The sequence below is a fragment of the Desulfofundulus sp. genome (assembly GCF_049701015.1).
GTDB lineage: Bacteria > Bacillota > Desulfotomaculia > Desulfotomaculales > Desulfovirgulaceae > Desulfofundulus.
In genome coordinates, this window is sequence record NZ_JBNATZ010000030.1 from 1 (window position 1) to 12,808 (window position 12,808).

The window sequence follows — 12,808 nt, forward strand, 5'->3', positions numbered from 1 at the left end:
TGTTCATCTTTTCTTCCGCTCTTTTGATTGCCCTTCGTTTCGATTCCTCCAGGGCCACCGCCGTGGCAGCATGAGCTAAAGCCACCTCTGATATATCGAATTCCCCATCCCCACCTGTACCTGCTGGAGTGACCACATAGCCGTAAAGTTCCCGTCCGACCGCCACCCTTGTTAACAACAACTGCCCGCCGGAAGCAGAAGCCGGCCTGTGACAGGTCCTGATGCCCGGGCTCCCTTCCGGGCCAAACCCTTCATAGGCAGGCATAGATGAGTGCAGCTCTTTCAGGACATCCAGAACTTCCCCGGCAAATTCATCCGCTGAAACCTTATCGGTCCCTGCAACGGCCAGAACCTTCAAGGAGCTATCAGTAATCATAACCGGCCTGTTTATGAGTTTTTGTAGGGACAGGGCTATTTTTTCAAAGCTCCCCCCGGTCAGGAGAATGTCCGTCAAATATGTGTTGATCTGCAACGATTTTTCCAGCAACAGCTTTTGCTTATTAAGAATGGCGCCCATAACAACGGAGAATACGGTGCTGTACGGGATACTCCTGGGCAGGACAAGGACCGGAAAATCAAGTTCTTCCGCCAGCTGGAAGGCGTAATCATCCATGGCTACTCCCAGGTTGTGGCCCGGGTGAACTGCCAGGGCGGCTACCCCCGCTCTGTTCAAGTCTCTCACGAGATCATAAACCTGCTCCCGGGCCGGGAAAGCCCCAAGTGTAGTCAGGAAAAGCTCCCCCCCGCGGACCCAGTCCTGGTACCGTGTTACTTCCAGCACGCTCACCGTCTCAATGACCCTGGATAAACCGTTACGCCCCGCTTTCAAAATAACACCGTGGCCTTTCAACAGCTCCAGGGCTTCGTTAACAGTTATACCCTTCATTTTGGATTCAACTCCTGGCCTTACCCTTATACATTTAATTTTCTTGATTACAGGCCGAATCCCTCCTAATAGTTAAACAGCACTCCGCAAATCACTCGTTTTTGGATAAGGCGGCACCGTACAAGAGGCTGCAGTGAACAGATACAAACAAAAAGGTGCGGCTCTGGTAGCCACACCTGACATCTTTAATTCTGCCTGCTCATTTCTATCCGAAGTTTTTCTGTTTTCTCCCGGTCAACTTCCAGCGTTACCGGATCGATGATTACACCGTATTCCCTGGCAGCCGTTTCAATGGTAATCAACTGATCTTTAACGTCCTGCCAGACTTTTTCCACGGGCCGTTCCAGGGGGTCTCCATAACCACCACCACAGCCGCTGATAAATCTCACCAGGTCGCCTTTACGCATGGGATAATTGGAGAAAGTCGCACCAATGATTGGTCCAGACCCGTCTGCAGGGTGTATTTCCACCACATTGGGCGAGCCATCTTTTCCACCGGCAAACCCCCACGGCGGGATCCTGTGCCTGCTGACGATAGTCGTCAGTTCACCATTCGAGTTGAGCAGGCGGTAATCCCTGATCAAACCGCAGCCCCCTCTATACTTCCCGGCACCGGTATTGAGGTTGAAAGCATATTGTTCGACCATGATGGGATATTTGTATTCCGCAACCTCAACAGGAATCATGAACGTTTCCCCATCGGCGATAGCCACCAGGCCGTTTTCGCCATCCTTGTTGTATCCGGCACCCCACCCTCCGGCATGGGGCTCGCAAAGGACGAAAGGCTGCCCGGTACCATCTTCAATTCCAGCCAGGATGGTACCGATAATGCTCAAAAAGTGACCCGCCGTTATTCTCTCGGGTATCACCGGAGCCAGTGCCTTCGCCACTAGGTCCGTAATGTGGGACAGAGCTTCCCAGTTGGTGGAAACCGGTGCCGGTCGCACGGCAGCAAAAATGCTGCCTTCACGCACCATTACTTTCAACGGGGAATAAAAACCTTCGTTAGGTTCGGCGTCGGGATTCAGCAGGGCATGATAAATAATCCTCCCGGCAGAGTAGGCCCCGAATTTGGTACAGTTGATGGGTGCGGCAATCTGGTCCCCCGATTCCGTCAAGTCAATCAGAAAACTATCATCTGTAATGGTTACCTTGGCCTTTATATACACATCGCCCAGCCCATTGGCATTGGCATCAATAAAGCTTTCCGCCTCGAACGTTCCTTTCGGCATTTTGGCCAGCTCCTTGAGAGCCAGCTTTCTCCCGTTCTCCAGCAAAGTTTGTATGCTTTCCATGACAGCGTCCTTACCATACTTGTCGAAGAGCTCGAGCACCCTTCTTTCCGCGATACGCAAAGAAGCCGTCTGGGCATATAAATCCCCGAGAGTCATATCGGGGGTACGGCAATTGGCTGCAATCATGTCCCTGACTGCCTCGTTCAACTTTCCTTCCTCGTAGATTTTAATGACTGGAAACTGCAGGCCCTCCTGATAAATCTCGGTGGCATTTGTGGACCAGCTGCCCAGGTTTTTGCCTCCAATTTCATTCCAGTGTCCTTTACTGGCAGCGAAGGCCACCAGTTCCCCTCCGTAAAAAATGGGTAAAACTGCGGACACGTCGCAGAGGTGAGTACCGCTGCCGGTGAAGGGGTCGTTGGTAAGAATGATATCCCCCGGCTTTAAATTCTCCGGACCGAACTTTTCCAGCGTTGAAATAACCGAATAAGTGATTGCTCCCAAAAAGCCGGTGACTCCGTTGGCCTGAGCAATGAGATTCCCTCTGGCATCGGTCAGTCCGCAGGCGTAGTCGAGCACTTCGTAGATAATTGTACTCTGGCTGGTCCGGCCCCAGGTAAGAAACATTTCTTCCGCTGCTGCAATCAAACCCTGGGCTATGTTTTCTCTGGTGAATGGATCTACTTTTGCCATAAGTCTTACACCCCCGTATAAATGATCAGGTTGCCGTAATCATCTACTTCCAGAGTTTGACCGGGGTACAGGATGGTTACCGACTTGGGTTCTTCTATAGCAGCCGGCCCCTGGATTTTGTGACCCGGCCCCAGCATGCCCCTGGCGTATACCTTACACATCAGCCGCCCGTGCTCATCAAAGTCGATAACTCTCTCTCCCTTGATGGCATCACGCAGGGAACCGGCAGGAGGTACTTTCTTTATCTCCGGTTTTTTGACCATTCCAAAAGCGGTCAAATTGAAATTGACAAATTCAGCCGGAGCGTAGTCCAGGCTAAAGGTGTACTGTTGATGGTGGTTGCGATCAAAAGCCTTCCTGATGGTGATCAAATCTTCCTCTCGAATTATACCGTTACATACCGGAGTCCTAACCGTGTGTTCCTGACCGATATAGCGCAGGTCTGCTGTTCTGACAAACACAATATCACCGGGGTTTATACCCTGCTTTTCATAAACGGCCAGGGCTTCTTGTTCCATTTCCTGGTAAATGGCATTCACCCTGTCCAGATCGCACCCGTTCACAGGCATAATCTGGGTTTGAATGAAATCCTGCCTCAGGTCGGTCATCAACATTCCCCAGGCTGAGAAGGTAGCCGGCATGTTTGGAACAATGAGCTTGCCCACCTTTAACTCGGCAGCCAGGAACGGCCCATGAACAGCCCCATTTCCGCCCATGGCCACCATGACAAAATCCCTGGGATCGTAGCCCCTGCGAACGGAAATGAGCTTTAAAGCGTTCAGCATATTGTTATTGGCCGTCTTAATCACACCCAGCGCGGCTTCCTCGATGCTGATTCCGAAATGCCCGGCAATTGGTTCCATAGCCTTCCTGGCCAGCTCGGGGTCGATTTTAAATTCCCCGCCCAGAAAACTGCCGGGATCGATCCGGCCTGCTATTAAATTGGCGTCAGTCAGTGTGGGCTGAGTTCCGCCCAGGCCGTAACAGGCGGGGCCTGGGTCCGCTCCAGCGCTTTGAGGACCCACTTTGAGCACACCCACATCATCTATCCAGGCAATGCTACCACCACCGGCCCCAATCTCGATAATGTCCACAATGGGTGTTTTTACAGGGTAACCGGCAAATTTAGGTGTCCATTCCAGCTTGTAATCGGTGGTGATCTTGACCTCTCCCCTGCTGATTAAAGAGGTTTTGGCCGTAGTACCTCCAATATCGAAAGTTATTATATTTTCCTCGCCGATGATTTTGCCCAGGGCGGCAGCACCGATCACTCCTCCTACGGGCCCCGACTCGATCAGGGTGATCGGCACTTCCTTGGACCGGGCAAAAGTAGCCGTGCCCCCGTTGGAAAGCATGGCGTGAGGTTCTACCTTGAGGCCCATTTCTTCCAAACGTTCCTGCAGGGTGTCGAGGTACCTGGTGGCCGCCGGCTTCACATAGGCATTGAGTACGGTCGTGCTCGTCCGCTCATATTCACGCCATTCCTTAATCAGGTCTGATGAGATTGTGATCTCGACCCCCGGCAATTCCCTGGCCAGAATGCGCCCGACCATCCGCTCGTGTTCCGGATTGGCATAGGAATGCAAAAGACAGACCGCGACCGCTGTGACGCCCTCTTCCCTGATCTTCCTGGCTATGGCTACCACTTCATCTTCCGAGACCCCCTTCAACACCTCACCTTTATAATTGAGGCGCTCATCCACCTCAAACCGCAGGTGTCGGGGAACAAAAGGACGGGGTTTTTTATAAAAGTAATTATATAAATCAGGCCGGTTGGCCCTGCCGATTTCCAGTACATCCCTGAAGCCTCTGGTCGTGACCAGAGCAGTTTTGGCCCCTTTTCTTTCCGTAACGGCATTAATGACCACGGTGGTACCATGTACAAAATACACGGTCTCCGCCAGGTCAATGCCGGTTTTCTTAATGGCATTGATTACCCCGTTGGCAAAGTTCTCTGGAGTAGTGTGGGCTTTTTCATCAATTAGCTGACCAGTTTCTTCGTTAAGACATACGAAGTCAGTGAAGGTTCCTCCAATGTCAACTGCGATTCTTAAACTCATGAACAACCCTCCAGGCCTCTAATTTTCGGGTACTGTATGGGGAGTAACAAACCACAATATTTTTGCTTCTCCTTGAGATAAATTGGTGCTGGCATGGGGTTTGTTCCCAGGCATAAACACCAGATCTCCCTCTTCCGCCATCTCACTGCCGGTATCGGTATCCACCCGGACTTTCCCGGCCAGGATATAAGAAACTTCCTCCGAGGCATGACGGGAATAACCCGAAGCCGGGAGTCTCTGGCCCGGTTTCAGCACTGCGATCCCTGCCTGACAGTTTTTCGCGCCGTGCTCCCTCCCGGAAATCAAGAGCTTTAAAGGATGGGTTTCATCCACGACAGCGCAAAACTGGTCCTTCTTCACAATCTTCAACCCGAACCACCTCCTTTCCAATGGCCAGAGCAGCTAAAAGGGGGACAAATAAATTTACCAGCTACTTTTTCTTTTCGCTCCACAACCCATCCATGGCATACTGCTCCTCGAGGCGCCACTCCCTTATCTCACGGACAGGTGGCGTCTCATAACCCCCCACCTTGCTGGTCGCCCACCCAAAGCGATCTCTCAAATCAACCAGAAATTCGGCATGTTTGAATGGCGCCAGCACTACATCGATGACGGGCACCCCCAGCATTTCCTGGAGTTCCCTGTAGAAACCAAACTGTATCGTACAGCCTAAAACTATCGTTTCCGCCCTATCTTCTTCCACGGCTTTCAGCGCTTCCTCCACCAGCCGGTTTCTGGTACGGTTCTCATCAGCGTGAAACTCCAGTACGCCCATTTCCAGGGACCGGAATGACGCCAGTTTTTCACCGTAGCCGTATTTCATAACATTGCGCCTCATGGCAGGAATCCACTTTTTCCTGCCCACAATAATCGAAAAAGAATCACCCAGCACGCTGGCCAGTTGGAGAGATGATTCGGCCGGGGCCGTCACCACCATACGTTCGCAAATCTCACGGGCTTCCTCCAGGAAAGGATCATAGAAGCACCCGATGACCGCTGCATCGTAACCGTCCTTCTCCGCCCATTTGATGGTGTTCAGCAAATCCACCCCGATCAGAGCCTCGTAGTAATGATACTCCAGGTGGTGGGGGCCTTTCTTAAGAGAGATGACGTCCACCGTCGTGGATTCGCTCCTGGCTTCTTCCAGGTAATCTTTTATGGCGGCATCCCAATCACTGTGGCCGACCGGGTTGATGAAGAGAATTCGTTTTTTACGCACGGGTTAAATTCCCCCCACAATGAGTTTTTAGGGAATGTGAAAGCTCCAGGCTCCGGACGCTGATTTCTCAAGCAACGCCGGCCCTCTTTTTGTAAGCGTGACAGCGCACCAGGTGACCGGGAGAGACCTCCAGCATAACGGGGTCTTCCCGGGAACACAGCCCGGTTCTCTCCGGACACCGGAGGTGGAAGCTGCAGCCAGGCGGCACATTGACCGGGGAAGGTATTTCACCGGTTGAGATTACCTTTTCAGGCTTGAGCGCCTCCTCCTCTTCGGAAACCACTGGAATGGAGGAAAGAAGCATTCTCGTGTAAGGGTGAAGGGGATTTTTAAAGAATTCAATGGTATCAGCCATCTCACAAATTTTACCCAGGTACATAATGGCCACTCTCGTGGCTATGTTTCGCATCAAGCTTAAATCATGGGTGATAAATAAATAAGTCAACTGCTTCTCCTGTTGGAGCTTCAAAAGCATATTAATTATCTTGGCCTGGATGGAGACATCCAGCGCAGAGGTCGGTTCGTCCAGAATTATAAAGGCCGGATCAGTCGCGAGAGCACGAGCGATGGAAACCATTTGCCTTTCTCCGCCACCCATGGAAGCAGGAGACTTATACATGTAATTTGGTGATAATTCCACCATCTGTAAGATCTGCGCAATCTTCCACTCCAGCTCTTCTTTCCTGACAATTTTATGCACCCGCAAAGGCAGCTCCAGAATTTGACGGATGTTCTGAGAAGGGTTTAAGGAAGAACCGGGGTCCTGGAAAACTATCTGCAAATCCTTTTTCAAGGGAAGGGGGCGTTTATGATAACTCACACTGATATCCCGCCCTTGAAAAATGATCTTTCCACCGGTAGGCTTATACATACCCATGACCGTGTACGCCAGGGTGCTTTTACCCGAACCCGATTCCCCCACCAGGCCCATGATCTCCCCTTTGTTTATTGTCAAGTCAACCCCGTCCACGGCCTTCACATAAACAGCCTTTCCCTTCTGCACAGGGAAATACGTCTTCAAGTTGCATATACTCATAATGGGTGCGTCCATAATTTCTCATCTCCTTATACCTGGAAACAGGCTACCTGGTGGCCGTCTCCCAGGTCTTTGAGAAGCGGCTTCTCTTCCCGGCACCTCTGCAAAGCCCTGGGACAGCGGGGATGAAAACGACACCCCTCGGGAGGATGCAGGTAATCCGGTATGCGCCCGTAGATGCCTTCAGCCACACCACCACCTGTAAGCCTGGGCACCGACGACAGAAGACCAAGCGTATAAGGGTGAAGGGGGTTGGCAAAAAGCTCTCCGGTCCGGGCCACCTCGACAATAGTCCCAGCATACATGACGTAGATGCGATCTGTTAACTCACGGGCGACTCCCAGAGAGTGGGTAATCATAATCAAAGACATCCCTTTCTTTTCGACCAGCCCTCTCAGGAGCCTGTGCACCTGGTCCTGAATGGTCACATCCAGGGAAGTCCCCGGCTCATCTGCAATGAGTAATTCACGGGGTGTGACTATAGCCATGGCAATACAGATCCGCTGCTTCATGCCACCGCTCAACTGGTTTGGATAACAGCTCAGGATCCGGTCGGGATCGGGGATATAAACTTCTTTAATAGCCTGAATGGCCAGCCGTCTGATATTTTCCCTGCTGCTCTCTTCCTTGCCCAGGCCGGAATATTTGATGACATCAAAAATCTGCGTCCCCACTGTAAAAACCGGATTCAAGGCGGCCGCCGGTTCCTGAAATATCATGGAAATCCCTTTCGTACGCACTTTCTGGAGTTCCCGGGGTGTCATCTTAAGTATGTCCTGCCCATGATACAGGATCTGACCTTGAGGCACGTGGGCCTGTCCCTCGGGAAGTATTCTCAAGACCGCGCGCATGGTAGTCGTCTTGCCACAGCCGGCTTCACCCACCAGGCCCACTTTTTCCCCTTTGTGTACGTGCAGGTTGACACCGTCCAGAACCCTGGAATAACCACCATAAGTGCGGTACCATACATGAAGGTCTTTAATCTCCAAAACCGGGCTACTCATGGTCATGTTCCCCCCTGGCCAGCATATCCCGGATTCCATCGCCCAGCAGGTTGAAACCCAAAATCATTACTGCGATGGCCAGGGATGGGAAAACAGTCATCCACCAGAGATCGGGCATGTACCGGGTTCCGTCGGAGACCATCTGACCCAGGGCCGGGGTGGGAGGCTGTTCACCCAGGCCGACAAAACTCAAAGCCGCCCCGATTAGAATCACCCAGCCCACATCCAGAGCCATCTTCGTAAAAATCGGCGAAAGACAGTTGGGCAGGATCTCGCGAAAAAGGATGTGAAACCTGCTGGCCCCAATCAGTTCAGCCGCCGTTACAAAGTATTCATTGCGCAGGGAGGTAGCCATACCGTAAACCAGCCGGGTATACCACGGCCACCACATAATAGTGACCGCAATCATGGCATTGGTGAGGTTGGGCTCTAAAACCGCTGCAATGGCCAGGGCCAGCAACAGGGGAGGAACCGAAAGGAAAATATCGGTAATACGCATTATGATGGTATCCAGGAGGCTGCCCCTGTAATAACCGGCCAGCAAACCCAAAAAAACACCAACCGGCACAGCTATGGCCAGCACCAGTACCGCCATTAACAGCGCTCCCCGAAAGGCAAAGATAATCCTGGAGAGGATATCCCGCCCGAAAATATCGGTGCCAAACAGGTGGGCGCGGCAAGGGGCAAGACTGGCATGGCCATAGTCCACGAATTTCCCGGCATGCTCCGGGTAAGGAGCAATATAAGGTGCCAAAACCGCGGCCATGACAATGACCACCACAATTACAAGGCCCACCACAGATAACCTGTTACGAGAAAACTTGTACCACTTCTTTTTAAGCCCTTCTTTAAACCTTACTGCAACTGAGGGCATATTTATCTCAGCAGCAGTTTGCAAATCATGCAGATTAGCATTCATCAAATTTTTCCTCCCAGCCGGATACGTGGATCAAGGTAAGCCACGATAAGGTCGACCAGTATATTTACCAGGACGAAGATCAGGCCAAATACGATAATTACAGACGAGATGGCATTTAAATCCTTGCGCAGCATGGCCTCCATACCATAGCGGGAAATACCGGGCCAGTTGAAGATTACTTCGACCAGGAAAGCATTCCCCATCAAGGAAGCAATATCCAGACCCATCACCGAGACTGCCGGTATCAGGGACGGTTTAAGAAGATATTTACCCATGATGATGTGACCGGGGATGCCATACCCCCTGGCTGCTACCAGATAGTCTTTGCCCATGTTGTCAGTCATGGCAGCTCTGATAATCCTCGCCTCCTGAAATATAGGACCAATAGCCAGGGCCAGGGCGGGCAGGAACAGGTGCTTGAGGGCGTCCCAGAAAACCGTCAAGTTACCGGTAAGCAGGCTGTCAACAGTGATCAAGCCAGTTATGGCCCCGGGCGGCTGTACTCCGGGACCGAGACGGCCCAGTGCAGGGATAACCGGCCAGATATAACCAAATATCAACACGAATAACACGGCCACCACGAATGAAGGTACGGCAACCCCCGTATACGCCATGATCCTGATCACGCTGTCCACCCATGTATCCCTGTATCTGGCCGCAAGGGCGCCGAACAAGATGGAAAAGACAACTACGAAGATGGCCGATAACATGACGAGTTCCATGGTCGCCGGAAGAAATTCCTTAATATCTTCCAGCACCCCACGCTTGGTTACCAGTGACCTGCCCAGGTCACCGCTGGCAACCCCTTTGATCCAGTAACAGTATTGAGTTACAAGTGGTTTATCCAGGTGCATTTCTTTACGCAGCTCATCCACCGCAAACTGAGGTGCTCTTGGCCCTAAAGCCATGCGAGCCGGGTCGCCGGGTACAACCCGGGCAATAATAAAAATTACGATCGAAAGCCCAACCAGCACAAAAATGGAAAGCAAGAGCCTCCTCAGAAGATATGAGTGCAATTTCATAAATTACCCCCTAACGACAGAGCTGTACCCGTAATTGAGAGCATACCAGTCAAGAGCCAGAAATCCACCTGCAGTCCCCGACATTATCCCCGTACCGGTAAATATGGTAGCAATAGACATATTTAAATAAAAAGGGGTGTGGTGGCCCTCCTTATCCATAACGGCAAAGGGGGCACCACCACCCGTCAGCGCACCGGACGCATACATAACGAAGGGACGGAAGCAACCAGTAAGTTTGATTGATTAGCTGGGAACCTTATCGGGGTAAACCTTGAAATCATGGAAGTAATACATGTAACCCATTACGGACGGAACCGGTTTACCTTGTTTGATTAATTCCGCGGCCGGCCATACGATATATGAATCTTGATAAGCTCTTTTCTCGGCCTGGTCAAACACCCAGATAGTCGGGGCCAGATCTACAATCTTTTCCTGTACGGCCCTGTATTTTTCAAAGCGCTTGCTGGTATCCAGAGTACTGATGGCATCGTCGATAGCCGCATCTATCCCGGGGTCCTTCAACCACTCACACTGCTCCCAGGTTCCGGTAGACTTGGAATGGTAGCGTGATTCCAGGATGGAACCGGCCTCACAGTAATGCGGGGAAACGAATACGATACTGGCATTAGGCGTAGTATCAGGCTTCGCCACCTGGTCGACAAAGGAAAGCCAGGGAACCTTGACCACATTAACCTTTATCCCCAGTTCCGCTGCATTTGACTGTAAGAGCAGGGCGACTTTTTCTTCGTCAGGAACTTCCGCCACCCACGCCAGCTCAACCGGGTACTCGTCGAGCTTGCCGGCATATTTGGACTTGGCCAGTTCCTCCCGTGCCTTTTCCATATTTCGCTCATATGGTTTCAAGTCGGGGTTGAACCCGGGAAGTACGGGAGAAACAGGCCCTCTCGCCTTCCTGCAGCCGGGGAACAGATTATTAACGACGGTGTCATAATCAAATGCATAGGCCAGAGCCTTCCTGAAATGCACATCGTCGGTCGGTGCCTTTTTGGTGTTGAGCATGATATTCAGCAACGTGCCCGTAAAAGCCGCATTAACGCTGACACCGGGAATTCGGTCCAGGGCCTCCAGGGCTTCCTTGGTCTGCCACTGATCCGTTATTTCCAATTCTCTACGGGTCATAAGTGTGCGGATTGTCGAGGCTGAAGTAGTACCAATAATCTTAAAGGAGTCCGGAGCATCCTTATCCCAGCCACCCCAGTACTGATTAAATTTGACGGCATAAAGGTACTCTTCTTTCTTCAATTCTTTAACCATATAAGGACCGCTGCCGGCATCATTTGTAATCAACCAGTCCTTGCCGTAGTCACCCATCTTCCCGTAAGCACCGGGCTTAATATTGGCCATTACCTGATCCTTGTTTAAGATGTACAGCCTCACCAGGGTGGAGAGGAACGGACCAAAAGGCTTTTTCAACGTGAATTGCACCGTGTAATCATCAAGGGCTTTGACATCTTTCACAACGTCGGTGAAAAGATACCCGTAACCTTCACCCATGGTAAGCATTCTCTGCATCGAGAAAACCACGTCTTCAGCCTTCAGCTCGTCCCCATTGTGGAATTTCACACCATGTCTTAAATTGAAAGTCCACGTAAGACCATCACCGCTTGTTTTCCAATCCGTAGCCAGCCATGGTTTCAACGTACCGTCGTTGTTGGGAAATACCAGCGTATCATAAAGGTTGGCCAGTGCAATAGAGCTGGCATAGTCGGAACCCACTCCCGGATCGATGTTGGGTACGTTGGACTCGGAGATTCTAATGATCTTCTCCCGGGTACCCTGCTGACTTTCAGTCTTACCGCCACCACAACCAGCCAACAGCACGGCGACCAGAAGCAAGAGTATACCCGGTACGATCATTTTTCTTACCGAACTGGGCCATCTTTTCATGAAAATTCTCCTCCTGGCTCCTGAAATTCAATAAACCCCGCCTTATACAGCACACAAATCAAAAATACAAGAGCAGCTCATCACCTCCATTTCCGGCTGAACCCCTGGTTTAAAAATCAAGGTAAGGCAGGGTCTCGAACACTAAAAGATCTCTTACCTCAACCGCAGGGGAATTTTCTGAGTATTTGAAATGCCTGAAAAGTTACAACTGATTGACATAATCAGACATGTGCTTATATATTCTAAGCTCATGTCCGGGCTCCTTTGTGGAGGGTGGACAAATGTCCCGCTGCCGTTTTGTCGGTTTTGGACAAATTCAAGGCCGTATGTAAAAAAGACCCCCCTGAAAAATCCAGGGGGATTTTGACTGTGTTTCAGATCACCGTGTAGTAGGTGTGATGCGGCGTATAATCTCCTGAATCTCCCGGTTGAAGCTGGTTACGGGAGCGCCACGGCTGACGCCCGCAGCTACTCTGCGAATGCGAGCGACAACATCCGGATCGGTAGTTACCAGTACGGTAGTCACACGTTTATCGGCCGCCCTGACCCTCCTGGCCACCTCGTCCTTGATAGCCGCCGTTCTCCCTCTCCCCACCCCGGGCTTCAGTTCCAGCCCCACAATAGCTGTGTTCCCGGTCAGTACCACCGTGGCCTTTCTAACCCCGGGAACTTTCTCTGCTTCAGCCGCCAGTTTTGTGGCCAGCCTGTGAGCCTCAGCCGGAGTAGTCGGTAAGGGACGGGGGGCAGTGGCCGCAGGGCCGGGAGCCGTGGGTGCGGGTCCGGGTGCAGCCGGAGATGGTGGGGCCGGTTTACGAGCTATGGTGCA

General features: G+C 51.7%; 12 protein-coding genes. All 12 read right to left on the reverse strand.

Annotation, left to right across the window (positions count from 1 at the left end; all coding sequences use genetic code 11):
• Positions 1-886, reverse strand: an 886-nt coding sequence (locus ACPLUI_RS03295; protein ID WP_424658851.1) for a PucR family transcriptional regulator ligand-binding domain-containing protein, incomplete at its 3' end; no start/stop codon positions are given.
• Positions 887-1,071: 185 nt separating this feature from the next.
• Entirely contained in the window at positions 1,072-2,814 is a 1,743-nt protein-coding gene (locus ACPLUI_RS03300; protein WP_424658852.1) for a hydantoinase B/oxoprolinase family protein, read from the reverse strand.
• 5 nt (positions 2,815-2,819) lie between these two features.
• Positions 2,820-4,874, reverse strand: coding sequence for a hydantoinase/oxoprolinase family protein (locus tag ACPLUI_RS03305; protein ID WP_424658853.1), 2,055 nt, complete (start codon positions 4,872-4,874; stop codon positions 2,820-2,822).
• 18 nt (positions 4,875-4,892) lie between these two features.
• Positions 4,893-5,234 carry a cupin domain-containing protein gene (locus ACPLUI_RS03310; RefSeq protein WP_424658867.1) on the reverse strand — a complete coding sequence of 114 codons (342 nt, stop codon included), beginning with the start codon at positions 5,232-5,234 and terminating at the stop codon, positions 4,893-4,895.
• Between the two features lie 70 nt (positions 5,235-5,304).
• Positions 5,305-6,093 (reverse strand): aspartate/glutamate racemase family protein, encoded by a 789-nt coding sequence (locus ACPLUI_RS03315; RefSeq protein ID WP_424658854.1) that lies wholly within the window; start codon positions 6,091-6,093, stop codon positions 5,305-5,307.
• A 67-nt stretch (positions 6,094-6,160) separates the two neighbouring features.
• Positions 6,161-7,144 (reverse strand): ABC transporter ATP-binding protein, encoded by a 984-nt coding sequence (locus ACPLUI_RS03320; protein ID WP_424658855.1) that lies wholly within the window; start codon positions 7,142-7,144, stop codon positions 6,161-6,163.
• A gap of 14 nt (positions 7,145-7,158) precedes the next feature.
• Positions 7,159-8,133, reverse strand: coding sequence for an ABC transporter ATP-binding protein (locus ACPLUI_RS03325; RefSeq protein ID WP_424658856.1), 975 nt, complete (start codon positions 8,131-8,133; stop codon positions 7,159-7,161).
• Positions 8,126-9,052 (reverse strand): ABC transporter permease, encoded by a 927-nt coding sequence (locus tag ACPLUI_RS03330; protein ID WP_424658857.1) that lies wholly within the window; start codon positions 9,050-9,052, stop codon positions 8,126-8,128. Before ACPLUI_RS03330 ends, ACPLUI_RS03325 begins: the two co-directional genes overlap by 8 nt.
• Complete coding sequence (locus ACPLUI_RS03335) at positions 9,052-10,074, reverse strand: ABC transporter permease (protein ID WP_424658858.1); 1,023 nt, start codon at positions 10,072-10,074, stop codon at positions 9,052-9,054. Before ACPLUI_RS03335 ends, ACPLUI_RS03330 begins: the two co-directional genes overlap by 1 nt.
• A 3-nt stretch (positions 10,075-10,077) precedes the next feature.
• Positions 10,078-10,233: a hypothetical protein gene (locus ACPLUI_RS03340; protein ID WP_424658859.1), complete on the reverse strand. Its 156-nt coding sequence runs from the start codon at positions 10,231-10,233 to the stop codon at positions 10,078-10,080.
• Positions 10,234-10,317: 84 nt separating this feature from the next.
• Entirely contained in the window at positions 10,318-11,982 is a 1,665-nt protein-coding gene (locus ACPLUI_RS03345; protein ID WP_424658860.1) for an ABC transporter substrate-binding protein, read from the reverse strand.
• A 379-nt stretch (positions 11,983-12,361) separates the two neighbouring features.
• On the reverse strand, positions 12,362-12,808 hold a 447-nt coding region (locus ACPLUI_RS03350; RefSeq protein WP_424658861.1), incomplete at its 5' end, for a YhcN/YlaJ family sporulation lipoprotein.